Below are 25,196 nucleotides of genomic sequence, written 5' to 3' on the forward strand. Positions count from 1 at the left end.
CCGGCAGGACAGCGCGGCGGCCAGCCCGGCCCCAGCGGCGTTGAGCAGCACGTCGTCCACGGAGGACACCCGGTCCAGCCGCAGGACGTACTGCGCTGTCTCGACCAGGACCGAGCAGCACGCCGCGAGCGCCAGCATCCTCGGTACCGAGGCCAGCGCGGCGAACCGCGGCGGGGCGAAGAACCCCAGCGCGGCGAACACCAGCAGGTTGCCGACGACCTGGGTCGGCCCCATGTCGACCAGGTCCACCAGCGGCACCAGGCTCACCCGACCCGGAACATCACCGGGCATCATGGTCATCCACACCCACGGCGCCGTCCCGTAGACGATGCCCACCTCGGCCAGCGACGCACGCCAGGCCCACGACGCCGTGGCGCCGGTGACGCGACGACGGCGCGCCAGCACCCACACCGCCAGGGCGGCCAACGGCAGCGAGGCGACCGTCACGAGTACGACGCCGGTGAACGTCAAGACCCCTCCTTCGCGGTAGCCCGTACAGGCGCGCGGACGGGCCGGGCGGCGTCGGGCGTGGCAGTATCCGCCATGACCGTCCGAGTCCACGGAAGGTTGTGGTGAGGAGCGCTGTGGTGGCCGAGCCGGCGCGGGACCGGGGCGACGGGCTGGTGGTCCGCGACCTGCTCGCCATGCCGATCCTGGAGCGGGCGGTGGTGCTCGCCGGGCGCGACGGCATGGACCGCCCGGTGCGCCGGCTCAACGTCATGACGGTGCCGGACATCCTGCCGTGGACCAAGGCCGACGAGTTCATGCTCAGCACCGGCTACCCGCTGCCGCACGCCGCCGACGAGCTGATCGCGCTGGTCACCGAGTTCGCCGCGCGCGACGTGGCCGCGGTCGGGGTGAAGCTCGGCTCGTCGCGCGAACGGCTGCCGCCCGAGGTGCTGGCCGCCGCGGACCGGCTGGGCCTGCCGATCGTCGAGATCCCCGACGACGTGGCCTTCGACGACATCCTGAGCCTGGTGTTCTCCGACATCGTCAACCGGCAGGCGGTCACCATCGCGCGGGCGAAGGAGATCCACGACGCCTTCCTGCAGATCGTGCTGACCGGCGGCCAACTGCCCGAGATCGCCGCGCAGCTCTCCGGGCTGCTGGCCGAGGCCACCGTGCTGGTCGCCGACGCCGACGGCCGGCGGATCGCGATGGCCGGGCCGGAGCAGCGGCACCGGCGGCTGGTGGAGCTGGGCCTGCTCGGCAGGGACGGACGGGTGCGAGGGCGCGAGCTGAGGCTCGGCGTGCACTCCCCCGAGCCCGGGCTGGTCGTGATCATCGCGGAGATCCGGGCCGGGCGGCTGCGGCACGGCCACCTGCTGGTCGCCGGTTCCGCCGAGCGGATGGGGCCGGACGCCACCGTCGCGGTCGACCAGGCGGCGGTGGTGGCCGCGCTGGACGTCACCCGGCAGCTCGCGATCTCGGCGGCCGAGCGGCAGTTCGAGTCCAACGTGCTGCACGACCTGGTCACCGCCGGCGGCACCGACATCGAGGACGCGCTGGCCAGGGGCGCGGCGTTCGGCTGGGACCTGCGCCGGCCGCTGGTCGTGATGGTCGGGAGCGACGGCTCACCGACGTCCGACCTGGTCCGCCAGCCGCACATCGAGCTGTGGTCCGCCGAGATCAGGAACCAGGACCGGGGCGCGGCCGCCGCGGCGTTCGCCACGAACCTGGTGGCGATCGTCGGCGCCGGCGACGACCCGGCGGCGATCCCGCACCGGGTGTGGGCGGGGCTGCGGGCGACCAGCCGGCGGAAGTTCTCGATCGGCGTCAGCCGCCCGCTGGACGATCCCGCGCTCATCCCGGCGCGGTACGAGGAGGCCCGCAAGGCGCTGCGGATGGGGCTGCACAGCCACGGCCCCGGCACCGTCACGCTGTTCGGTGAGCTGGGCCTGTTCCGGCTGCTCAGCCTCATCGACGACGTCGACGAGCTGCGTGACTTCGTCCGCGACACCCTGGGTGGGCTGTTGAGCCTGGACGAGCGCGAGGGCGGCGAGCTGATCCGGACCCTGCAGGTGCTGCTCGACCACCACCTCAACGTCGCCAAGTCGGCGCGCGCCCTGCACGTGCACTACAACACGATGCGCTACCGGATCAGCAAGCTGGAACGCCTGGTCGGCCCGCTCATGTCCGACAACCGGCTGTGCCTGCGGCTGTCCGTGGCGCTGCAGGCGCTGGAGATGTACGAGGTCCGCGGCCGGTAGCCCCACCTATGGCAAGACCTACCGAGGCGGCACCGGGCCACCTCGGCGAGTGTCGCCAATGACGCCGCCCGATCGGCTCCCATAGTTTTCAGGGACGCACCACGTGCACGGCCTGCCCCCGTCACGAGGAGGACATCGTGGTCTGTGCGCCATTCGATCTTTTGCGGGTCACCAGCTACGGCGACGGGATCCGGGCGCTGCTCGAGTACGGGGAGGACGCCAAGATAATCGCGGGCGGGCAGAGCCTGGGCCCCATGCTCGCGCTGCGGCTGGCCCGGCCGAGCATGCTGGTCGACATCAACGACGTCGGCGAGGGCGCGCCCAGCCTGGACGGTGACGTGCTGCGCGTGCCGGCCCTGACCAGGCAGCGCACCGTGGCCGAGTCGCCGCTGGTCGCCGAGTACGCGCCGCTGCTCGGGCACTGCGTTCGCCACATCGGCAACGTGCGGGTCCGCAACCGGGGCACCATCGGCGGCAGCCTGGCCCACGGCGACCCGACCGCCGAGATCGCCTGCGCCGCGCTCGCCCTCGACGCCCGGCTCGTGGTCCACGGCCCGGACGGTGAACGGGTGGTGCCGGCGCGGGAGTTCTTCGTGTCCTACCTGACCACCGTGCTCGAACCGGCCGAGCTGGTGGTCGAGGTTCGGTTCCCGGTGATGCGCCCGGGCCAGGGCTGGAGCTTCCACGAGATGACCCGCCGGGTGTCGGACTTCGCGGTGGTCGCGATCGCGGCGACCGTCGAGCTGGATCCCGACGGGGGCGCGGTCCGGTCCGTCGACGCGGCGCTCGCCGGGGTGGCGGACCGCCCGGTGCGCGGGCGGCCCGAGGCGCTGGCCGCCCTGGTCGGCTCCGCCGGCTCGCCGACCGAGATCGCGGCCGCCGCCGGTGCGCTCGCCGAGACCACCGACCCGGGCAGCGACGTCCACGCCTCCGGGGCGTACCGGCGGCGGCTGGTGGAGGTGCTCGGCCGGCGGGCTCTCGGCGAGGCCGTGGCCCGTGCCCGTCAGGCGGTGCTCGGAGCATGACCAAGAAGTTGATCAGCCTGGACGTCAACGGCCGGCGTTACGACCTGTGGGTGGCGCCCAGCGACCTGCTGCTGGACGTGCTGCACGACGAGCTGGGGCTTCCCGAGGTGCGCTACGGCTGCGGCGAAGGGGTCTGCGGCACCTGCACCGTCCAGTTCGACGGGCACCCGGTCAGCGCGTGCCTGATGTTCGCCGTGCAGGCCGAGGGCCACCAGGTCACCACGGCGTCCGCGCTGCTCGGCGAGGGCAGCGGCAACGGCGGGGAGCTGCACCCGCTGCAGGAGTGCATGCTGCGCCACGGCGGCGCGCAGTGCGGGTTCTGCACCCCGGGCATGCTGCTCACCGCCGAGCGCCTGGCCAAGCGCGCGACCCGCCCCAGCCGCGAGGAGATCCGCTACGAGCTGGTCGGCAACCTGTGCCGCTGCACCGGCTACACCAAGATCCTGGACGCGGTCGAGGAGTACGTCGAGGGGGCCGAGCGGGCATGACCGACTCCACCCTCCCGACGACCGGCGCACCAGCGACCCCGGCGCCGATGCGCGTGGTCGGCCTGCCGCTGGCGCACCACGACTTCGTCGACAAGGTCAAGGGCACCCAGCTCTACGCCGCGGACTGGAAGCTGCCGGGAATGCTCTACGGCCGCGTCGTCCGCTCGGTGGTGCCCTCCGCCCGGATCAGGTCCGTCGACACCGCCGAGGCCCGAGCCCTGCCCGGCGTGATCGCCGTGCTCACCGCCGCCGACGTCCCCAGCAACCGGATCATCGAGCGGGCCAGCGGCGGCCTCGGCGAGCTGGCCGTGGAGATGCCCGTGCTCGCCGGCGACCGGGTGCGGTTCACCGGCGAGCCGGTGGCGCTGGTGGCCGCGGTCAGCCAGCAGATCGCCGACGAGGCCGCCGAGCTGGTCGAGGTCGACTACGAGGAGCTGCCCGGCGTGTTCGACCCGGAGTCCGCGCTGGCCACCGACGCGCCGAGGGTGCACGACGAGGGCAACGTGCTGGTCGAGTGGAACATCAGGCGCGGCGACGCGGAACAAGCCCTGGCCGAGGCCGACCTGGTGGTGACCGGCGAGTACCGCAGCCAGCACGCCGAACACGCCTACCTCGAACCCGAGGCCGGCGTGGCCTGGCTGGACAACGGCGTGCTCACCATCCGGGTGTCCACCCAGGTGATCGAGCACGCCGCCACGATCTCCGGGATCCTCGAGCTGCCGGCGAACAAGGTGCGGGTGATCAGCTCGTACATGGGCGGCGGGTTCGGCGGCAAGGAGGACATGACCGTCGAGCCGTACCTGGCGCTGCTGGTCTGGCACACGAAACGCCCGGTCCGGATGATCTGGGACCGCCAGGAGTCCATGCTGGCCAGCACCAAGCGGCACCCGTTCGTGATGCGCTACCGCACCGGGGTCCGCTCCGACGGCACGATCGTCGCCCAGGACGTCGACATCGTCGGCGACGCCGGCGCCTACCCGTACCTGAGCGCGCGGGTGCTGTTCGCCGGCGCGGCGCTGTCCTGCGGCCCGTACCGCACCCCGAACGCGTCGCTGCGCTCCCGCGCGGTGTTCACCAACAACGTCCCGACCAGCGCGTTCCGCGGTTTCGGCGCGATGCAGGTCGTGCTGGGCTACGAGTCGCAGATGGACCGGGTGGCCGCCGCGCTCGGCCTGCCGCCCGCCGAGGTCCGCCGCCGCAACTTCCTGGCCAAGGGCGACACCATCCCCACCGGGGAGTCCCTGGACACCGCGGTGGCGTCCGAGGAGACGCTGCGCCGCGCGCTGGACCGGCTCGGCGACCCGCCGGCGCCGAGCGGCCCCACCAAGCGGGTCGGCCGGGGGTTCGCCTGCAACATGCAGCCGTACGGGCGCACGATCTGGTTCCGCGACCGCGCCTCGGCGTGGCTGAGCCTGCAGGCCGACGGCACGCTGCTGATCCGCTCCGGCATCACAGACCTCGGCGCAGGCCAGGCCGCGAGCCTCTGCCAGATCGCCTCCGAGGTGCTCGGCGTGCCGCTGGAGGAGATCTCGGTCTACATCGGCGACACCGCGCTGACCCCGCCGGCCGGCGGCACCTACGCCACCCGGCAGCTCTACATGTCCGGCAACGCGGTGCTGCACGCCGCGCGCCAGCTCCGCGAGCGGCTCGCGCCGGTGGCCGCCGCGATGCTCGGCTGTCCCGCTGACGAGCTGAGCTTCACCGACGGCCTGGTGCGCGGCGGGCCGGCCGGCACCGGGCTGCGGCTGGCCGAGCTGGTCGCCGGCTGCGAGCGGCGCGAGGTGGACACCTCGGTGCTGGCGGTCTGGCGCGCCGAGCAGGGCGCCTTCGACCCGGTGCGCGGCCAGGGCGACAGCTTCCCCGACTACACCTACGGCACCCACGCCACCGACGTCGAGGTCGACATCGAGACCGGCGAGGTGACGGTGCTGCGCTACGTGGCCTCGCACGACGTCGGGCGGTGCATCAACCCGATGCGGGTGGCGGGCCAGATCCAGGGCGGCGCGATGCAGGGCCTGGGCTACGCGCTGATGGAGGACGTGGTGTTCGAGGAGGGAAACGCCGCGTCCACGCTGTTCGCCCATTACTTCATCCCGACGGCCATGGACATGCCCGACGTCGAGGTGGAGATCGTGGAAAGCGGCGAGGGAAAGGGCCCGCTGAACGCCAGGGGCATCGGCGAGCCACCGATCGCCAACACCGCCGCCGCCGTCGCCAATGCCATCACCGCCGCCCTCGGCCGGCGCCCGACCCAACTACCGATGACCCCGGAACGTGTGCTGGAGCTCTGCCCTGATTAACCCGATGCGTGTCAACAGAACGGGTGCCACATGTCCATCAACCCATCACGGAGCGCGCTCACCGTAGAACGACGCGGGATCGAGTACATCGATGAGCAACAACGCCACGGAAACCCGCGCAACCAGTTCAGCATTCGCTTCTCTCCGGTCATCTACCTGGCCGCGATCGTGCTCGGCGGCGCCGCGGTCCCGATGGGCCTCGGGCTCACCGGGAGCCTGACCGCGATCGTGCTGGGCAACCTGCTCGGCGCCATCTGTACCGCCGCATGCGCGGTGATGGGTCCCCGGCTGGGCCTGCCGCAGATACCGATGGGGCGCGCCGCGTTCGGATACAAGGGCAACCACCTGCCCGCCGCGCTGTCCTCGCTGCTCTACATCGGCTACTTCACGGTCGGCACCATTCTCGGCTCGAAGTCCCTGGCCGACCTGTTCAAGCTTCCGTACATTCCGGTGGCGATCGGCGTGGCCATCGTCAGCGTCCTGATCGCGATATTCGGATACAACCTGCTGCACGCGTTCGGCAGATGGGTCACCCGGGTCAGCATCGTCGTGCTCATCGTCGTGTCGGTCATGCTGGTGGCGCACGGGCCGGGCGCCGGCGCGGACGCCCGCCTGTCCGGAACCGACTACTGGCTGGCCTGGCTGCTGGAGTTCACCATCGTGTTCTCGTACACGATGAGCTGGGCGCCCTACGCCTCGGACTACTCGCGCTACCTGCCCAGGGACACCGGCCGAGGAAAGATCTTCGGTTACGCCTTCGCCGGGCTGTTCCTGGCCACCACCTGGATGATGGCGCTGGGCGCGGTGCTCACCACGCTGGGGCTGCACGGCGGCGTGCTGGAGGCGTTCGCGGTCGCGCTGCCCGGCCCGATCCTGGCGGTCACGCTGTTCGTCCTGGGCATCGCGGCCATCCCGCACAACTCGGTGAACCTCTACAGCGGCGCGATGGCGAGCCTGACCTGGGGCCTGCCGCTCAAGCGCAGCGTCACGGTGGCGGTCAGCGGCGCGATCGGCGCGCTGTTGGCGATCTTCCTGGGCGGACCGAACTTCCAGAGCAACTTCAACGCGTTCCTGTTCCTGGTCGCGTACTACGTGACGCCGTGGCTGGCGATCATCTGCGCGGACTTCTTCTGGGTTCACCGGGGCGGGCGTGACTACCCGCCGGCGATCGCGTTCCAGGAGCCGCGCGGGCCGCTCGCCGGGGTCAGGTGGCCGGGCATGGCCGCGTTCCTGATCGGGATCGCCGTCTCCGTCCCGTTCATGGCCACCGACCTGTTCACCGGCCCGATCGGGCGCGCGCTCAACGGCGCCGACCTGAGCTATTTCGTGTCCTTCCTGGTCGCGGGCGGGCTCTACATCGGGCTCTCCCGCATGACGGCGGGCGCCGGCGCACCGACGCCCGCCTACGACAGGGCGGACGCGGACTAGGCCATGTTTAAGAAGCCCCTGGACTTCCTCAACACGGCCTAGGCGAGGCCGAGCCTGGGGCGGACCCAGGCGGCGAACTTCGCGATCGCGTCGTCGGACTCGGGCGCGTAGCCGGCCGCCATCTGGAAGGTGTGCAGCTGTTCGGGGAAGACCTCGAGCTGGGTGTCGACGCCGGCCTTGCGCGCGGTCTCGGCCAGCTCGACGCCCTCCCCGACCAGCGTCTCGTCCCCGCCCACCTGGACGAACACCGGCGGTAGGCCGCGCAGGTCGGCGTAGAGCGGGCTGACCAGCGGCTCTTTCGGGTCGACGCCGTTGAGGAACTTGTCAGCCAGCCACTGCACCGTCTGCTTCTTGAAGAACGGATCCGTCGCATCGTTCGTCTCGAAGGTCTGGTTGCCGACCGTCATGTCCACCCACGGCGAGATCAGCATGATCGCCGCGGCGGTGGGCAGGCCCAGCTCGCGGGCGCGCAGCATCGAGGTGAGGCTCAGCCCGCCCCCGAAGGAGTCCCCGACCAGCGCGATGTGCTCGGGGCGCACGCCCTGGTCGAGCAGCCAGCGGTAGGCGGTGACCGTGTCGTCGAGCGGCTCGGGATGTGGCCGCTGCCGGTACTCGGTGAGCAGGGCGCGAGCCCCCACCGCCTTGGCCAGGTGGGCGAACAGCTTGCGGTGTGTGTAGATCGAGCCGCTGACGTTCCCGCCGCCGTGCACGCTGAGCAGCACCCGGTCGTGCGCGGCGCCCTTCGGGACCGCCCACATCGCGGGCAGGCCGGCGACCTCGATCTCCAGGTAGTCGACGCCGCCGGGTTCGCCGGTCAGGTCGCCCCAGTGATCGATCTTCTTCTCGGTGGGGTCGGCGGGCCGCTGCGCCTCCTCCGCTCCCCTGGTCCAGTGATCCCTGACGACCTGGGACTCCTTGCTCGCCATCGTTCGTGCTCCTTCCGTGTGGGGTCTACGGCAGGACAGACCCACACGGGCGGGAAAAGGAATCGCCGGTGGTGTCGATCCGGCCGGGGCCCGTTCGACGCGTGGCCGGAAGGGGCTCGTTCGTGGGTGCCCCGTGGACGCTGTGACGGAAGGAGCTGGGTCATGTCAGCACGGATCGGCAACCGGTTCGGCCGGGTGCTGCTCGCCTCGGCCGGAGCGCTCGCAATCCTGATCGGGGGCGTGGTCGGCTGCGGGGTGGCCGGTCAGGCCGCGCCCGCACCACCGCCCGCCGTACGGTCCGGGTATGCGCCGGTCAACGGCTTGAACATGTACTACGAGATCCACGGCGCCGGCGAGCCGCTGGTGCTGCTGCACGGCGCCCTGATGACCCTCGACGAGTTCGGCCCGCTGCTGACCGCCCTGGCCAGGGACCGGCAGGTCATCGCCGTCGAGCTGCAGGCGCACGGCCGCACCGCCGACGTCGACCGGCCGCTGAGCTACCAGCAGATGGCCGACGACATCGCCGGGCTGCTGTACTTCCTGAACATCGCCCGCGCCGACGTGATGGGCTACAGCATGGGCGGTGGGGTGGCGCTGCAGACGGCGATCCGGCACCCGGGGATGGTGCGCAAGCTGGTGGTCGCGTCCGCGTCCATCAGCACAGATGGCACCTACCCTCAGATGCTCGAGGCGATCAGGTCGATATCGGCGGCCAGCCTCGCCGGCTCGCCGTTCGAACGGTCCTACGCCAGGCGGGCGCCGGACCCGGCGAAGTTCCCCACCCTGGTCGAGAAGGTCAAGCAGCTGGACCTGACGTTCACCGGGATGCCGGAGGACAGCGTCCGGTCGATCGCCGTACCCACCCTGGTCATGCTCGGCGATGCCGACATCATCCGGCCCGAGCACGGGGTCGAGCTGCTCCGGCTGCTCGGCGGCGGCATGCCGGTGGACCTGGGCGGCACGCCGCGGTCACAGCTCGCGGTGCTGCCCGGCACCGGCCACATCTCGCTGGTCGAACGCACCGACTGGATCCACTCCATGGTGGACCGGTTCCTCACCCCGCCTCCGGTGCCGGCGAGGGGCTAGTTCGGGGCGGCCTGGGTGGGGTCCGTCGGCAGGAAGTTCGCGATGTTCTGCAGGAACGACGCGATCGCGGTGGTCGCCGCCGCCAACAGCGCGAACGCGAACGTCTGCCAGTACGGGGCGGACAGCACCAGCTCGCCCGCGCCGGCCGTCGGGAACGCCGCGACGACCCCTTGGATGAACGTCCGCAACGCCCGCAGCCCGGCGAGCCGCAACCGGCTGCCCCAGTCCGCCCCCGGCGCGGACCCCACCAACGCATCCGAAACATTTATGTCCGTACTCATCGCCCACCCTCGTGTCCCAGACGTCCGCCAAGCTCCACCCGTGTGAGTCGACGGCGGCCCGGCGAGATACCTCCCAGCAGGCGCAGGCCGACCGCGATGAGAACCAGCGCACGGAGGGTGCCGCTGCCCGGTGGGGTGTCGTACGAGCCGTGGATGCCGCTCCAGAAGACCAACTCGGCAAGGTTGTTGGTGGCCGCAAGACCGGCGAGGAGCTGAGTCAGCGGGGTGTTCCACCGCCGGGCGCTCCGCCCGAGACCGTCGCCGCGTCGGTCGAACCCGGCCAGCACCGCGAGCACGACGAACACCAGCGGGTCCATCGACAGCCACAACAGCGGACCCCACACGGAGCCCTCGACGAAGCGCAGGCCCGGTGTCAGGGTGACCACCGCACCCATCACCAGCACCGCCACCATGTAGAACCACAGCAGGCGCGTCACCGTCGTGCGGACCGGCCCCCATCGCGCGCCGGCCGGGCCGAACCGGGCCGCCAGGGCGAGCGCCAGGGCCAACAACACCAGCCCCACGCCGTGCGCCAGCGGAGCCCCCGGCACCAGGTTGGACAGGTAGGGGAACGCGAAGTCATAGCCATCGCCCTGGCGGGTTCCGCACCCGTCCTCGCCGTCGAACCACGACCAGCCCAGGCAGGTGTGCCAGCGGATCAGCTGCGCTGCCCCCATCGCGGTCCCGGCGCCGAGCAGCAGCACCGCGATCGTCACCCGCTGGCCGTGGCTGGGGAGCCGGCGGGTACCGGGAGACGTCGTGGCCGGCCGGGCGACGGACCCTCCCGCCATGCCCAACCCCACGAGCAGGACCACCACCACCCAGCCGATCGCGGACCACGACCGTTCGCCCTCGTTCAGCCCGATCAGACCGGGAGCCGAGGTCGACAGGAACGCGGCCAGCAGGGCGCTGAGCCCGGCCACGGTCATCGCCGGCCTGCTCGCCTGGCGAGTGGGCAGCTGTGAGAACAGCGCCAGCGTGATCAGCCCGGTGACCGGCGACATGCTCCAGGTCGGCCCGTCCTGATATGTCGCCCCGGTCCACCGCGGCAGCCGTTCGGTCACGAGGTCCGCGATCTGCGGCGTGCTGGCCACTATCAGCGCGAAGGTCAGCCACCACAGCACCGTGGCCGTCCGGCCACGCGGCCGCCTGACCCGGTGCGACCACAACATGCCGGCCGCCACCAGCAGCGGAGCCGTGCTCGCCACCAGAAACGGGACGGACATCGACGTCAGCCGGGGCGACGCCCGCGCCATCGACAGGGTCATTGCGGCCGCCACGGCCCACACCACCATGGCCAGCCCTCCGGTCAGCAATGCCGGCCGGCGCACGACGCTCCTCACATTCAGATATGTCGATCTTCCGGGCGCCGCGTTACCGTTCGACGAGCGAGGTGAGCCCCTTGGACCTGACCGGCGAACGCACCGTGCGCGACCTGCTCTCCGAGCGCGCCCAGCGCTACCCGACCACGACGGCGCTGGTGTGTGAGGACGCCGAGGGCGAGGTTCGCGAGTTCGGCTATCCGGAGCTGCTGGAGCGGGTGCGCCGGGCGGCGGCGGGGTTCGCCGGGCTCGGTGTGCGCCCGGGGGATGCGGTGGTGATCCTGCTGCCCAACTGCCCGGAGTTCGTGTTCGCGTGGCTCGGGCTGGCGTGGCTCGGCGCGGTCGCCGTGCCGGTGAACACCGCCAACACCGCGCCCGAGCTGGAGCACGTGTTCGACCTGTCCGAGGCCGTCGCGGTGGTCACCTCGACCCGGCATCTGGCCACCGTGGACGAGGCGCTGGCCACCCGCCCCGGCGTGCGGCACCGGATCATCGCCCGCGCCGCCACCCCACCGGCCGGCACCACCGCCTTCGACACCCTGCTCGCGGCGGCGGAGGCACCGGAGTCACCGCCGCCCGGCCCGGAGGACGTCGCGCAGATGCTGTTCACCTCGGGCACCACCTCGCGCCCGAAGGCCGTCATGCTCACCCACGCGAACTACCTGCACTCCGGGGAGCGCGAGGCCAGATCCATGGCCGTGTCCGACCACGACCGGCTGATCACCGCCCTGCCCGCATTCCACGTCAACGCCCAGTCCCTGACCATCCTGGCCGCCCTGACCGTCGGCGCCACCGCCATCCTGATCGAGGAGTACCGCGCCTCCCGGTTCTGGTCACAACTGCGCCGCCACCGCGCCACCGCGGTCAGCCTGGTGGCCATGCAGGTCCGCACCCTGCTCGCCCAACCACCGGCCGACACCGACCGCGACCACCAGATCCACCGCAACTTCTACGCCATCAACGTGCTCGACCACGAGAAGGAAGCCTTCGAGGAACGGTTCGGCATCGAGCTGGTCAACGGCTACGGCATGACCGAGACCATGACCATCGTGACCATCGCGCCGGTGTTCGGCGCCAAGCGCTGGCCCTCGATCGGCCTGCCCACCCCCGACCGGTTCGTCCGCATCGTCGACGAGAACAGCCGCGACGTCCCCGTCGGGACGGTCGGCGAAATCATCGTGTGGGGCGTGCCCGGGCGCACCCTCATGAAGGGCTACTTCAAAGACCCGGCGGCCACCGCCGCCACCATCGAAGACGGCTGGCTGCACACCGGCGACCACGGCCACCGCGACGACAAGGGCTACGTCTACTTCTTCGACCGCAAGAAAGACGTCATCAAACGCGCCGGCGAGAACATCTCGGCCAGCGAGGTCGAAGCCGCACTGCTCACCCACCCCGGCGTCGCGGAAGCCGCCGTCATCGGCGTCCCCGACCCCATCCGCGACGAGGCCGTCCACGCCTTCGTCGTCCCCACACCCCCGGCCACCCTCACCGCCGACGACGTGCTCGCCCACTGCCGCGAACGACTCGCCTACTTCAAGGTCCCCTCAACGGTCGAGATCAGAGACTCACTACCCAAAACCTCCGTCGGCAAGATCGAGAAGAAGGCGCTCAGACCCGTGAGTGGTTAGCGTTGCTATGACAACGCTAACCACTCACGGGTGCGGTCACCAGCCGCCGGCCCAGCCGGTGTCGATGGGGCCGTCCGGGATGGGTTCGTCGTCGGCGGCGTAGCGGAGGAAGTCGAAGTCGCAGCCCTGGTCGGCCTGGAGGACGTGGTCGACGTAGAGGCGCTGGTAGCCGCGGCGCCGGGCCGGCGCGGGCGGGCGGGCCGAGGCGCGGCGGGCGGTGAGTACGGACTCCGGGACGTCCAGGGTCAGCGCGCGCTCGCGCAGGCTCAGCGAGATCGGGTCGCCGTCGCGGACCAGGGCGAGCGGCCCGCCGGCGCCGGCCTCGGGCGCGACGTGCAGCACGACGGTGCCGAACGCGGTGCCGCTCATCCGGGCGTCGGACAGGCGCACCATGTCCGTGACCCCGGCGGCCAGCAGCTTGCGCGGGATCGGGAGCTGGCCCCACTCCGGCATCCCCGGCACCGCCCTCGGGCCGGCGTTGCGCAGCACCAGGACGCTGTCCGCGGTGACCGGCAGCGAGTCGTCGTCGATGCGCGCGAGCATGTCCGCCATGCCGTCGAACACCACCGCCGGACCGCTGTGCTCCAGCAGCCCAGGCGTCGCGGCACCCGCCTTGACCAGCGCGCCGAGCGGAGCCAGGTTGCCCCGGAGCACGGCCAGGCTGCCGGCCGGCTTGACGGGGCGGTCCAGGGACGCGACACACGAGCCGGCCGGCGGGACGAGCGCGGCGCGGACGGTCTGGCCGGTCACGGTGACCGCCTCGGTCCGGAGCAGCGGTTCGAGCGCGGACATCACGGCCGGGATGCCGCCCGCCTCGTGCAGGTCCTCGACGAGCCCGGAGCCGGCCGGCCGCACGTCCGCCACCACCGGGGTGCGGCGCAGCACCGCGTCCAGGGTGTCCACGCCCAGCTCGACGCCCAGCCGGCCGGCGATCGCGACCAGATGGATCACGGCGTTCGTCGATCCGCCCAACCCGGCGAGGACGGTGAGGGCGTTGTGGAACGCGTCCTCGGTCATCACCTCGGCGGGGGTCGGCCCGCCGGTCGAGGCCAGGGCGACCGCCCGCGCCCCGGTGTCCTCGCAGGCCCGCAGCCGCCCGGCGTGGGTGGCCGGGATCGTCGAGGAGCCCGGCAGCGCCATGCCCAGCGCCTCCGCCATCGCGGCCATCGTGGACGCCGTGCCCATCTCCGTGCAGTGGCCGACCGACGGCGTGGCCGCCTCCTCCAGCAGCCGGAACTCGTCCCTGCTCATCGTCCCGGCCCGCACCTCGTCGGTGTAGCGCCACAGGTCGGTGCCGTTGCCGAGCCGCCGGCCCCGGAACCGGGCGGGCTGCGACGGGCCGCCGGTGACCATGATCGCCGGGACGCCGGCGCTGGCCGCGCCCATGAGCTGCGCCGGCGTGGTCTTGTCGCAGCCGCCCATCAGGACGACGGCGTCGAACGGGTAGGCCCGGATGGACTCCTCGACGTCCATGGACATGAGGTTGCGGTAGAGCATCGCGGTGGGCTTCATGAGGTTCTCGCCGAGCGTGATCACCGGGAACTCGACCGGCAGCCCGCCCGCGAGCAGCACCCCGCGCTTGATCGCCTCGGCCATCGACCGGAAGTGCAGGTTGCAGCTCACCAGCTCCGACCAGCAGTTGCAGATCCCGACGACCGGCCGCCCGTCCATCGCGGCCCTGCCCAGGCCCTCGGCCCGCATCGACGCGCGGTGGATGAACCCGCCGACCCCGTCCTGGGCGAACCAGCGCGCACTGCGGCTCACGCGGAGGCCCTGGCGATCAGCTCGACCGGCAGCCGCTCGGACACCGGCTCGGTCTCGGTGCCCTCGATCCGCGCGATCAGCCGCAGCGCGGCCCGCCTGCCCAGCTCGAACCCGGGTACCCGCACGGTGGTCAGCGGCGGGTCGGTGTGCTCGGCGAACGCGAAGTCGTTGAACCCGGCGACGGCGACGTCCTCGGGGACCCGCAGCCCGCTGCTCTTGAGCGCCTTGATCGCGCCGATGGCGAGCAGGTCGTTGCCGGCCAGGATCGCGGTCGGGGGTTCCTTCATCCCGTACAGCTGGGTGGCCATGCTGGCGCCGGTGGCGGCGTTCCACTCGCCCTCGAACCGCGCGAGCGCCGGGTCGAACGCGATGCCGGCGGCGTCCAGGGCGTCGCGGTAGCCGGCGAAGCGCTGCTCGATCATCGGCCAGGACACGGCGGTGCCCAGGAACGCGATGCGCCGGTGGCCCGCGTCGAGCAGCCGGGTGGTCAGCTCGAACGAGCCGGTGTGGTTGTCGGCGGACACGGTGCAGACGGACGGGGCGTCGATGTCCTCCAGGATCACGAAGTGGTCGGTCAGCTTCGCCGCCTCCTCCACGTATGCGCGGCGCATGGACTTCTCGCCGGACAGCAGCAGCAGCGAGCCGTCGGCGCGGTTCTGCAGGATGGGCAGGAACAGGCCCCTGTCGAACTGGTTCGGGTGCGCCGCGTGCACCAGGACCATGTAGCCGTGCTCGCGGGCGACCGCGCCGACCCCGGAGATGATCAGCGCGGTCATCGGGTCGGCCAGGTACAGCGGGTCGGGGTCGAGCAGCAGCAGCGCCAGCGTGCTGGTCTTCTGCACCCGCAGCCCGCGCGCCTGGGAGTTCGGCGTGTAGTTGAGCTCGCGCATCGCCTCCTCGACGCGCCGGCGGGTCTCCGGGCTCATCTCATGAACCTTCGCGTTGACCACGTTGGACACGGTCTGGACCGATACCCCGGCGAGCTGGGCGACGGCCTTGAGCCCGGGCCGTCGGGAAGGCGGGCGTGCGGTCATGCGAGTAGAACCCCTCTATCCGTGGAACCTGTGTGCGGGGACGCCGGTGGCCGGCACGTCGGCCACGAACAGCGCGCCGTGGCGGTCGTCGGCGTCGAGCCGGTCGGGCGGCACGTCCTCCCGCGCCGTGGTGATCGCCAGCCGCCAGCCGGCGGTGTCACGGAAGAACGCCGTGTTGCTGCAGGAGGTCGCGGGCAGCCGCACCTCGCGCAGCGGCGTTCCGTCCGGGGCGAGCTGGCGGACGCGGCCGGTCCCCCAGAGCGCGACCCAGAGGTTGCCGTCCGCGTCCAGGGTCAGGCCGTCGGGGGCGCCCTCCAGCTCGGCGACCGTCGTCCTGGCCCGGACCGCGCCGGAGGCGTCCACGCCCAGCCGCTCGACCCGCTGCCGAGGGGTGTCGACGTGGTAGAGGGTGTCGGGGTCGTCGGACGGCCAGGCCAGCCCGTTGGACTCGGTGAGCCCGTCCAGGATCCGCACCACCCGCCCGGAGCGTTCCAGCCGCCACAGCGAGGCGGTCCCGGTGCCGCCGGTGGTGTTCATGCTGCCCGCCCAGTACCGGCCGGCGGGGTCACATCCGCCGTCGTTCATCCGGTCCCCCGGCGGCAGTCCGAGCGTCCCGCCGAGCGGGGTCACCGTACCGTCGCGCGGGTCGATGGACGCGAACCCGTCCGCGCGGGTGCCGACCAGATGCTCACCGTCCGTGAGCCCGATCGAGGTCACCGGCTCCGACAGCACTGTCGTCCGGATCGCGCCCGCCGCGTCCCGCTGGTGCAGCCGCCGCCCGGTGATGTCGAGCCAGCTCAGCACCCCGAGCCGCTCGTCCCAGGCCGGGCTCTCGCCCAGCTCACACCGGGGCGAGTCCGCGACGACCTCGGCGCGCACCACCTCGCTCACGCCGGCGCGACCGTGGAGAACTCGAACCGGCTCCGGTTGCGGTACGCCTGGCCGGGGCGCAGGACGGGTTGCGGGAAGTGCGAGTGGTTCACCGAGTCCGGGAAGGTCTGGGCCTCGAACGTGAGCCCGGCGAACGCCCGGTACTCGGGCAGCGGCGGCTTCGCGGTGACGCCGTCGAGGTAGCCGCCGACGTAGACCTGCACGCCCGGCTGGTCCGTGCTCATCGCCATCCGCCGCCCGCTGCGCGGGTCCTCGACCGTCGCGACCTCGCGCATGCCGGTGCCGGCGAGCACCCAGTTGTGGTCGTACCCGGCGCCCCGGTCGGACGTGCGCTGGACCTCGTGCAGGTGCTTGCCGATCGGGGTCGGCGTGCGGAAGTCGAACGGCGTGCCCGCGACCGCCAGCACCTCGCCGGTGGGCAGCAGCTCGTCGTCGACGGGCGTGTAGAACGAGCTGTTCAGCCACAGCAGGTGGTCGAGCACCGAGCCGGAGTCCGCGCCGCCGAGGTTGAAGTACGAGTGGTGCACGATGTTGACGACGGTGGCCCGGTCGGTGGTGGCCTCGATCTCGATGTCCAGGGCCGGGCCGGTCAGCCGGTAGGTCACCGACGTGGTCAGCGTGCCCGGGTAGCCCTCGTCGCCGTCGGGTGACACCAGGTGGAAGGTGACCTCGTCGCGGTCGGGGCGGGTCGTCACCCGCCAGGCCTGGCGGTCGAAGCCGCGCTCGCCGCCGTGCAGGTGGTTGCGGCCCTCGTTGCGGGTGAGCTGGTGCGGCGTGCCGTCCAGGACGAACCTGCCGTCGCGGATGCGGTTGGCGTAGCGGCCCGCGGTGGAGCCCATGTAGTTCGGGTCGGTCGCGCTCTGCGCCAGGGTGGGGCGGCCGAGGACCACGTCGGCGAGCGCGCCGTCGCGGTCCGGGACGTGCAGTTCGAGCAGCCGCGCGCCCAGGTCGGTCAGGACCGCCGTGCAGTGCTCGTTCGAGATCGTGACGACGGTGGCGTCGTCCTCCCGGGTGCTCTCGATCACTTCGACGTTCCCTTCATCTCGATCAGGATCTTGCCTCGCGGCTCGCCGGACGGGGTGGCCAGCAGGTCCAGCGCGTCCGAATACCGGTCCAGCGGCAGGCGGTGGGTCACCAGCGGCAGCGGCCGGAACCGCCCGCTGTTGAGCAGCCGCACGGTGGTGGCCCACGCGGCGGCGGTGTAGCTGAAGCTGCCCCGGATCCGCAGGTCCTTGTTGACGACGTCGTCGACGAGCAGGTTCGCGGACCTGCCGTGGCCGGCGATGCCGAGCAGCAGCACCTGGCCGCCGGGGCGGGCCGCGCGCAGCGCGTTCTCCACGGCGACGGTGCTGCCCGCCGCCTCGACGACCACGTCGTAGCCTTCCGCATTCGGGACGTCCACGGTGAAGTCGTCCACGCCCGCGGCGGTGGTGGCGAGCGTTTCCTGCGCGGGCCGCCGGCCGGCCATGGCGACCGAGGCCGGGGACCACATGCGGGCCAGCTGCGCCGCGAGCAGCCCCACGGTGCCGTCGCCGATCACGAGCACGCTGGACCCCGGCGCGATGTCGATCTCGGTCAGCGCGCGCAGGACGACCGCCGCCGGCTCGACCAGCGCCCCCGCCGCGAGCGGGACGTCGTCGCAGAGCCGGTGCACCAGGTGCGCGGGCGCGGCGACCGCGGGCCCGGCGGCCCCGTCGAGGGTGAAGCCCAGCTCCTCGTAGTTCGCGCACATGTTCGTCCGGCCTTCCCGGCACGGCCCGCACACCGAGCACGGGAACACGCCCTCGACCACGACGGGGTCGCCCGGCGCGAACCCGCCGGCCGCCTCGACCACCCGCCCCGACCACTCGTGCCCGAGGACCAGCGGGTAGCGGGTGTACGCCGGATCGAGGTCGCCGCGGATGATCTCGAGGTCGGTGCCGCACAGCCCGACGAAGTACGGCTCGACCAGCAGCCCACCCCCCGCTTCGACCGTCCGGTCCTCCAACACCACCTCGCCCGGCTCGCGGACCACCAGCGCCCGGCCCGACCTGTGCGCCGCCATCAGGCCGTCACCTCCGCGTTCACCGCCGCCGCAAGGAGGTCGAAGCGCCGGTCGACCTCCCGCTCGGTCTCCGGATCGAGGATGAACCCGACCGGGCCTCGGGACCTCGCGTCCGTGAGCGCCCCCTGCCTGCGCAGCAGATGCTTCTGCACGGCCACGAACGAGTCCAGCGTGCTCTGGATCGACACCAGCGCGGTGAGCGGCCCGTTGATCGCGTCGACGGTGGCCTGGTCGCCGGCCTGGAGCGCCCGCCACAGCGCCACCAGCGCCCAGCAGACGTCCGGGCCCGGCATCGTCCCCACGACCCCGCGCGCGAAGCTGTCCACCAGCGCCAGGCCCCCGCTGCCCTCGTAGACGCGCGCCGCGCCCCCGGTGGCGTCGCGCAGCGCGCTCAGCCTCGGGCCGATCGGCTGCGCCTCCGGCTTGAACAGCGCCCGGTCGCCGTACTCGCGCAACAGCGTCGCCTGCACCTCGATCGACAGCGGCCGGCCCACGTATCCGCTCGCGTCCTGCACCACCACCGGGATCCCAATGGCGTCGAAGATCCCCGAGTAGTACCTGAGCAGCTCGCCATCGTCGCAGGCCGTGCCGAGCGGCGGGATGGCCATCACGGCGTCCGCGCCGCTCGCCTCGGCGCGCCGGGCATGCCGGACGGCGGTGTGCAGGCTCTCCGCGCCGACGCTGGCGGTGACGGTGGCCCGACCGGCGACCACCGCGCAGGTCCGTTCGGTGGCCAGGTCGCGCTCCTCGCTGGACAGCCGCAGCACCTCGGACACCATGCCGAGGACGACGCCGTCGACCCGCTGGGCGAGCACCCACTCGATCTCGCCGGCCAGCGCGGCGAGGTCCATCTCGCCGTCGTCGGTGAACGGCATGGCCAGCACCGGCAGCACGCCGGCGGGTGACTGGGGCATCTGAACTCCTCGTCGTGTCGTCATCTGGCGGTTGGTTCGTGGGCGTCCCGGGCCACGTCCCCGATTCGGTTGTAGACGGCCGGGTCGTGGCGGCGCAGGTACGCCGCGCGCGCCATCCCGACCAGCGCGGCGCACAGCAGCACGGCCCCCAGCGCGAGCACCGCGCCGCCCGAGGACACGCCGATCAGCAGCCCGAAGTTGCTCAGCGCGGCCACGGCCAGCACCAGCAGGCCGAGCATCCCCAGCACCGGCGCGACCACCGTGTGCCAGGTCCGCCTGTCCACGTCGTGGCGGCGGAAGAAGCCGAACACCGCGACCGAGGCCACCACCTGCAGCACGATGATGCCGGTGGCGCCCAGCCCGGTCGCCCACACGTACAGGTTGGTGTACGGGTCGAACCCGGCCACCGCGAACGCGACGATCACGACGACGGCGCTGGCCGCCTGGACGTAGCACGCCACCTCGGGCGACTGCCGGGTCCGGTGCGTGCGGCCCAGCGCCGTCCACATCAGGCCGTGGCGGCCCAGCGCGAACAGGTAGCGGGCCAGCGTGTTGTGGAACGCCAGGACCGCGGCGAAGATGCTGGTGATGATCAGCGCGGACAACACGTGGGCGCTGGTGGCGCCGAGCTGCGCCTGGACCGCCCGCGCGGTGAACGACTCCGGGTCGGCCTGGGCCAGCCCGACCACCTCGGCGGCCGGGAACGCCTCGGTCAGCAGCCAGGTCGAGATCGCGTAGAACGCGCCCATCAGCACCAGCGCCACGTAGGTCGCCCTCGGCACCGTCCGCCGGGGGTTGCGAGCCTCCTCGCCGTAGATCACGGTGGCCTCGAAGCCGATGAACGAGGTGTGGGCGAACACCAGCGCGATGCCCAGCGCCCCGCCGAACACCGCCGAGGGCGCGAACGGCTGCCAGGACAGCGACGCCGGGCCGCCCGCGTGCGCACCGCCGGTGGCCGCGATGCCCACGTCCAGGGCGACGATCAGCACCGTCTCCAGCGCGAGCATGACGCCCAGCACCCGGGCGCCGACGTCGACCTGACGCACCCCGAGCGCCAGGCACAGCGCCACGCCGGCGAGCGAGTATCCCCACCACGGCAGGTCGACGCCCAGGTAGGAACGCACGAACCGGCCGACGTAGGCGCCCAGCGCGCCGAACATCCCGGCCTGGATCGCGGTGTACGCGAACAGCGCCAGGGTGGCCGCCCCGAGCCCGGGGATCCGCCCGAGCCCCCGCGCCACGTACACGTAGAACCCGCCGGCGTTGACGACGTGGCGGCTCATCGCGCTGTACCCGACGGCGAACAGCAACAGCACGCCGGTGACCAGGACGAACGAGCCGGCGGCGCCGATGCCGTTGCCCTGGCCGATGATCACGGGGACGCCGAGGACGACGCCCGAGAGCGGGGCCGCCGCCGACACCACGAAGAACACGATGTGGCCGGCGCCGATGGTGTTGCTCCGCAGTGTGGAGCCTTCGCTGTGGGACATGAGCCTTGACCTCACTGTCGTGGCTATCGACGTTTGCCGAATGCGATCACCGAGCGGAATGCCTTCTGCCTGAGCGCCCAGTTGCGCAGCGGGCGCAGGCGGGGTGCGGACGCGAGCCGGTCGATGACGTCCGGCCCGGCGCCCCGGGTCGCGGCGGGCGTGCGCGGGGTGCGCGGGGTGCGCGGGGTGCGCGCACCGGACAGGTCGGCGATGACCGCCTTCGCCGCGTTGTGTCCGCACGCGCCCATCACCGCCCCGCCGGGGTGGGTGGCCGCGCCGCACAGGTACAGGCCCGGCAGGGCCGTGTCGTAGCCGGGCCGGGAGGCGAACAGCTGGTCGAGCGACATCGCGCCCTGGAAGATGTTCCCGCCGGTCAGGCCGTAGTCGCGCTCCAGGTCCAGCGGCGTGATGGTGTGGCTGGCGCGCACGCTGCCCGGCAGGTTCGGCGCGTAGTGGGCCAGCGAGCCGATGACCGCCCGGGTGAACTCCTCCTTGCGGGAGTCCCAGTCGCCCTCGGCGAGGGTGAACGGCAGCTGCTGGATCCCGGTCGAGATCGTGTGCAGCCCCTCGGGCGCCACGGCGGGGTCGGTGACCGACGGGATGAGCAGCTCGATCGGATAGCCGTCGCACAGCTCGCCGCGCTTCTGCGCCTGCCACGCCCGCTCGTACGCGGCGGGGGTGCCGCCGAGCAGGGTGAAGCCCCGGTGCTGCGGACCCTCGCCGGGCGGCAGCCCACGGTAGTGCGGCAGCTCGTCCACCAGCAGGTGGACCCGGGCCATGCTGCCCCGGAAGTCGAGGCGCTCCACCTTGGCGCGCTGCTCGGGGGCGACCGCACCGGGCGTGACCAGCCGCAGGAGCGTGTGCCGGGTGTCGACGTTGGACACCACCACGTCTGCCCGGTGCACGGCCTGCCCCACGCGCACGCCCGCGACCCGCCCGCCGCTGGTGATGATCTCGTCGACGCCCGCGCCGGTGCGGATGGTGGCGCCGGCCTCGCGCGCGGCCGAGGCGATGGCGTCCGAGATGGCGCCCATCCCGCCCCGGGCGAAGCCGAAGCGGCCGAACTCCCCGTCGTACTCGCCCCACGAGTGGTGGCTGAACCCGTACGCGGTCCCGGGGTCCATCGGGCTCGCGTACGCCGAGACCAGCGCGAAGAAGGAGAACAGGCCGATGGTGAGGTCGTGGGAGAAGTAGCGCCGCAGCGTCGTCTCCACGCTCTGGGTGACGAACTCGTGCCACAGCTCGATCTCGCCGGCGTCCTCGAACCTGCCGATCACCTCGCTGAGCCGGGGCGGTTCGGCGAGAAGGTAGGGCCGGACGAGCTTGGCGAAACGGCGGAAACGAATTCCGAAGTCGACGAAAGCGCCGGTGTCGCGCTCGCCGATCCGTTCCAGCTCCCGGATCGTACGATCCAGCTCGGGCCAGACGAAGAAATGCTCGCCGTCCTCCCCCATGACGAAGTTCATGACGTCGGTGGTGTACATGTCGAGCCCGTGCCGGGTCAGTTCCAGCTCGCGGATGATCTCCGGCCGCAGCGACGAGTTCACATAGGCGCAGCTGGAGAACTTCGCGCCGGGAATCAGCTCTTCGGTGACGCAGGCGCCGCCGATTGTGTCGCGCCGCTCGAACACCGTGACGTCATGCCCGGCCCGTGCCAGATAGGCGGCGGCCACGAGCCCGTTGTGACCGGCGCCCACCACGATGACTGTGCTCATGGCTGGTGTGGTTCTCCAATCGTTCGCATGCGAGCGACCTCGGCGAGGTTGTCTCGGAACCGGCGGCCCTTGTTGAGCGCCGACTCGACCTCTTCGAGGGTTCTGCCGGCCGTCTCGGGCACCCACAGATAGACGAAGACGCAGCAGGCGACGTTCATCGCCGCGTAGGTCAGGAAGGTCGCCGGTCGGCCCAGCGTGTCGATGGCGGACAGCGCGGTGAGCGAGACCAGCAGGTTGAACCCCCAGGCCGCGCCCGTCGACGCGCTGGTGGCGGTGCCCCGGATGCGCAGCGGGAACACCTCAGGGCCGACCAGCCACAGCGCGATCTGGATGCTCCCCGCGTTGAACACCACGAACGCGAGCATCGAGACCACGACGACCCACGCGGCCGCGCCGGAGATGTCGTGGGCGAAGAACGTGCAGGCCAGGATCGTCATGCACGCCGCCGAGGCCGGCATCATGGTCAACAGCAGCCGCCGGCGGCCGACCCGGTCGACCAGGGCGGTCCCCACGATCGACCCGACCAGGACGGCCAGCCCGACGCCGACCCCGGCCAGCAGCGCGCCGCTGTCGTCGAACCCGGCGGCGGTGAGAATGGTCGGCGCGTAGTAGACGATCGCGTTCACGCCGGTGACCTGGGAGAACATCGCGATCCCGAGCGCGACCACCATCGCCGGCCGTGCCCACGACCCGCACACCAGGCGCCAACCGCCGGCCGAGCGCCGCCGGTCGACCTCCTCGATCTCGGCGACCTCGCGGTCCACGTCGGCCGATCGCGGGCGCACCCGACGGAGCACATCCCGGGCCTCACCCGGCCGGCCCTTGCCGACCAGCCACCGCGGGCTTTCCGGGAGGAAGAACATGCCCACCAGCAGGAACACGGCGGGGACCGTGGCGATCCCGAACATCCACCGCCAGCCCTCGCCGGCCAGCACGAACCCCACCAGGTACGCGCTGAGCACGCCCACCCCGACCATCAGCTCGAACAGGACGGTGAGCGTCCCCCGAATGCGCGGCGGGGCCAGCTCCGCGACATAGACCGGGACCGTGCTCGACGCGCCGCCCACCGACAGCCCGAGCACGAAACGGGACAGCGCGAGGGCCTCGGCGTTCGGGGCGAGCGCGGCGGCCACCGCTCCGACGGCGAACACCAGCGCGACCATCACCACGATGCGCCGGCGGCCGAAACGGCTCGACAGCGCCCCGCCCGCGAGCGCACCGACGATCGCCCCGACCAGGATCATGCTCGTGACCATTGCCTGCTGGAACGGCGACAGCTCGAAACGGCGCGAGATGTACAGCATCGCGCTGCCGATGATGCCGTTGTCGTAACCGAACAACAGCCCGCTCACGCCGGACACGGTGGCGATGAAGTAGATGACTCTCGGGTTGTCGGACATCGAGCTCATGCCCGGCCGCTCAACATGCGGGCGGGATTGTCCCTGAGTATGGCATCGATCTGTGCCGGTGCAATGCCGCACGCCGCCATGATGGACGTCATCGTGCGAAGAATGTGGGCGTAACCCCAGCCGCCGTAGCGGGTCAGATAGTGCTTGTGACCGACATCGTGGGAAAGCAGGAGCTGATGCCCGTGGCCGGCGTCGATGAGCCGGCGCAGCGCGAGCGCGCGCTGCTGGTCGGAGGGCAGCCACCATTCCAGTCCGTTGTGCCGGAAGTAGCCGTTGTTGCCGCACAGGTCGTACTCGATGAAGCATCCGCGCGCCGCGAGCGACCGATGGTGCTCGACGGCCCCGTCGAAGTCGATGTCGGTGTGCGCCAGCGTCCCGTCCAGGTGGCCGAGAACAACGTGGGACGGATCGACCCCGTCGGCTTCGAGGAGGTCGAGGATGTCGTGCGCGTACCGGGTCGGCGGGTGTACGTGGACGGACACGGGCGCGCCCGTTTCGCGGTGCGCCAGCGCGGCGGCGTGCAGGACCGTCCGCTCCCGGGGATGCAGCGGGTCGGTGGTGCCGATCTCGCCGATGATCCCGGCGCGGATGTCGGTGCCGTCGATTCCGGTGGTCAGCTCGCGGACCAGGCGCGCGTCGATGTCCTCCACGGTGGCCGACGCCAGCTCCTCCGGGTGCGCGGCGTGCACGTAGTGACCGCAGCCGGCGACGATGTTCAGGCCGGTCGCGGCGGCGATCTCGCGCAGCCCGCGCGGATCACGCCCGATGTCGGCGTTCGTGGCGTCGACCACCGTCCGCCCGCCGAGCCGCCGGAACTGGTCGATCTCATCGATGGCCAGCTCGACGTCCCCGAGCAGGCAGTTGTCGAGGTTGGAGTAGGGCCCGCGGCGCACCCGGTCCAGGTTGTCCATCCGTACCGGCTCGTCGACGAACCGCGCGCCGCTCGCGTCCGCCGGGCGCTCGACATAGCGGGTCAGATCGATCAACAGATGCTCGTGGCTGAGCGTGAGACCGAGCTCGGACGAGTCCACCGGGCCGGTCACTGTCATCACAGGCGTCATCCGCGGGAGCCCCTTCGCTGCTGCACTTTGACGTTAAAGGCATTAGAGACGACCGGTGTTCCGGTTGTCAACAGGCCGCTGCTTTAACGTCACATCCCCGTTGGACGAGCATGTGCGGAGCAGCGGCGTCAATGTGATGCTTGTGACGGCTGCCACGCGTCCGGCGTGGTCCTCACC

General features: G+C 72.0%; 20 protein-coding genes and 1 pseudogene. 7 read left to right on the top strand and 14 right to left on the bottom strand.

Features of this window, described 5'->3' with window-relative positions; translation table 11 throughout:
• Window positions 1-18 precede the first annotated feature (18 nt).
• Window positions 19-300 (bottom strand): annotated as a pseudogene (locus N912_RS66435) (VanZ family protein); the annotation flags it as partial.
• A 287-nt stretch (window positions 301-587) separates the two neighbouring features.
• Between N912_RS66435 and N912_RS0107635 the strand changes: the two are divergent.
• The 5 genes from N912_RS0107635 to N912_RS0107655 all read left to right on the top strand — a co-directional run bounded on the left by N912_RS0107635 (window position 588) and on the right by N912_RS0107655 (window position 7,451).
• Window positions 588-2,210, top strand: a complete 1,623-nt coding sequence (locus N912_RS0107635; RefSeq protein WP_245645199.1) for a PucR family transcriptional regulator — start codon at window positions 588-590, stop codon at window positions 2,208-2,210.
• Between the two features lie 137 nt (window positions 2,211-2,347).
• Complete coding sequence (locus N912_RS0107640; protein ID WP_028921984.1) at window positions 2,348-3,235, top strand: FAD binding domain-containing protein; 888 nt, start codon at window positions 2,348-2,350, stop codon at window positions 3,233-3,235.
• The gene (locus N912_RS0107645; protein ID WP_028921985.1) at window positions 3,232-3,723 is read left to right on the top strand and encodes a (2Fe-2S)-binding protein; all 492 of its coding nucleotides are present in this window, start codon (window positions 3,232-3,234) and stop codon (window positions 3,721-3,723) included. The genes N912_RS0107640 and N912_RS0107645 overlap by 4 nt, the downstream gene beginning before the upstream one ends.
• Complete coding sequence (locus N912_RS0107650) at window positions 3,720-6,023, top strand: xanthine dehydrogenase family protein molybdopterin-binding subunit (RefSeq protein ID WP_028921986.1); 2,304 nt, start codon at window positions 3,720-3,722, stop codon at window positions 6,021-6,023. Before N912_RS0107645 ends, N912_RS0107650 begins: the two co-directional genes overlap by 4 nt.
• A gap of 30 nt (window positions 6,024-6,053) precedes the next feature.
• Complete coding sequence (locus N912_RS0107655; RefSeq protein WP_028921987.1) at window positions 6,054-7,451, top strand: purine-cytosine permease family protein; 1,398 nt, start codon at window positions 6,054-6,056, stop codon at window positions 7,449-7,451.
• A gap of 38 nt (window positions 7,452-7,489) precedes the next feature.
• On the opposite strand, the gene N912_RS0107660 is transcribed toward N912_RS0107655, so the two are convergent.
• Window positions 7,490-8,377 (bottom strand): alpha/beta hydrolase, encoded by an 888-nt coding sequence (locus tag N912_RS0107660; RefSeq protein WP_028921988.1) that lies wholly within the window; start codon window positions 8,375-8,377, stop codon window positions 7,490-7,492.
• 162 nt (window positions 8,378-8,539) lie between these two features.
• Between N912_RS0107660 and N912_RS0107665 the strand changes: the two genes are divergently transcribed.
• Window positions 8,540-9,463, top strand: a complete 924-nt coding sequence (locus N912_RS0107665; protein ID WP_037062964.1) for an alpha/beta fold hydrolase — start codon at window positions 8,540-8,542, stop codon at window positions 9,461-9,463.
• On the opposite strand, the gene N912_RS0107670 is transcribed toward N912_RS0107665, so the two are convergent.
• Both N912_RS0107670 and N912_RS0107675 read right to left on the bottom strand, forming a co-directional pair.
• The gene (locus tag N912_RS0107670; RefSeq protein WP_028921990.1) at window positions 9,460-9,711 is read right to left on the bottom strand and encodes a hypothetical protein; all 252 of its coding nucleotides are present in this window, start codon (window positions 9,709-9,711) and stop codon (window positions 9,460-9,462) included. The two genes, N912_RS0107665 and N912_RS0107670, sit on opposite strands and share 4 nt — an antisense overlap.
• Window positions 9,712-9,740: 29 nt before the next feature.
• A complete protein-coding gene (locus tag N912_RS0107675) occupies window positions 9,741-11,075 on the bottom strand; it encodes a hypothetical protein (RefSeq protein ID WP_028921991.1) in 1,335 nt (444 codons plus the stop codon).
• Between the two features lie 62 nt (window positions 11,076-11,137).
• On the opposite strand from N912_RS0107675, the gene N912_RS0107680 reads away from it, so the two are divergent.
• Entirely contained in the window at window positions 11,138-12,697 is a 1,560-nt protein-coding gene (locus N912_RS0107680) for an AMP-binding protein (protein WP_028921992.1), read from the top strand.
• A gap of 36 nt (window positions 12,698-12,733) precedes the next feature.
• On the opposite strand, the gene N912_RS0107685 is transcribed toward N912_RS0107680, so the two are convergent.
• The 10 genes from N912_RS0107685 to N912_RS50170 are packed head-to-tail and all read right to left on the bottom strand — an operon-like array spanning window position 12,734 to window position 25,007.
• Entirely contained in the window at window positions 12,734-14,461 is a 1,728-nt protein-coding gene (locus tag N912_RS0107685) for a dihydroxy-acid dehydratase (RefSeq protein ID WP_028921993.1), read from the bottom strand.
• The gene (locus tag N912_RS50145) at window positions 14,458-15,495 is read right to left on the bottom strand and encodes a LacI family DNA-binding transcriptional regulator (RefSeq protein ID WP_084210656.1); all 1,038 of its coding nucleotides are present in this window, start codon (window positions 15,493-15,495) and stop codon (window positions 14,458-14,460) included. Before N912_RS50145 ends, N912_RS0107685 begins: the two co-directional genes overlap by 4 nt.
• A gap of 15 nt (window positions 15,496-15,510) precedes the next feature.
• Entirely contained in the window at window positions 15,511-16,386 is an 876-nt protein-coding gene (locus tag N912_RS50150; protein ID WP_051579800.1) for an SMP-30/gluconolactonase/LRE family protein, read from the bottom strand.
• A complete protein-coding gene (locus N912_RS50155) occupies window positions 16,383-17,411 on the bottom strand; it encodes an aldose epimerase family protein (protein ID WP_037062965.1) in 1,029 nt (342 codons plus the stop codon). The genes N912_RS50150 and N912_RS50155 overlap by 4 nt, the downstream gene beginning before the upstream one ends.
• Window positions 17,408-18,430 carry a zinc-dependent alcohol dehydrogenase gene (locus N912_RS0107705; RefSeq protein ID WP_037062967.1) on the bottom strand — a complete coding sequence of 341 codons (1,023 nt, stop codon included), beginning with the start codon at window positions 18,428-18,430 and terminating at the stop codon, window positions 17,408-17,410. The genes N912_RS50155 and N912_RS0107705 overlap by 4 nt, the downstream gene beginning before the upstream one ends.
• Complete coding sequence (locus N912_RS0107710; RefSeq protein WP_028921995.1) at window positions 18,430-19,344, bottom strand: dihydrodipicolinate synthase family protein; 915 nt, start codon at window positions 19,342-19,344, stop codon at window positions 18,430-18,432. The genes N912_RS0107705 and N912_RS0107710 overlap by 1 nt, the downstream gene beginning before the upstream one ends.
• Window positions 19,345-19,364: 20 nt before the next feature.
• Window positions 19,365-20,834, bottom strand: a complete 1,470-nt coding sequence (locus N912_RS0107715; RefSeq protein WP_028921996.1) for an APC family permease — start codon at window positions 20,832-20,834, stop codon at window positions 19,365-19,367.
• A gap of 23 nt (window positions 20,835-20,857) precedes the next feature.
• Window positions 20,858-22,549, bottom strand: a complete 1,692-nt coding sequence (locus N912_RS50160) for a phytoene desaturase family protein (RefSeq protein WP_051579801.1) — start codon at window positions 22,547-22,549, stop codon at window positions 20,858-20,860.
• Window positions 22,546-23,958, bottom strand: coding sequence for a sugar porter family MFS transporter (locus N912_RS50165; RefSeq protein WP_051579802.1), 1,413 nt, complete (start codon window positions 23,956-23,958; stop codon window positions 22,546-22,548). Before N912_RS50165 ends, N912_RS50160 begins: the two co-directional genes overlap by 4 nt.
• Entirely contained in the window at window positions 23,955-25,007 is a 1,053-nt protein-coding gene (locus N912_RS50170) for a phosphotriesterase family protein (protein WP_169747829.1), read from the bottom strand. The genes N912_RS50165 and N912_RS50170 overlap by 4 nt, the downstream gene beginning before the upstream one ends.
• Between the last annotated feature and the right edge of the window lie 189 nt (window positions 25,008-25,196).

This window comes from Actinospineispora acaciae DSM 45401 (assembly GCF_000620785.1).
Taxonomy (GTDB): domain Bacteria; phylum Actinomycetota; class Actinomycetes; order Mycobacteriales; family Pseudonocardiaceae; genus Pseudonocardia; species Pseudonocardia acaciae.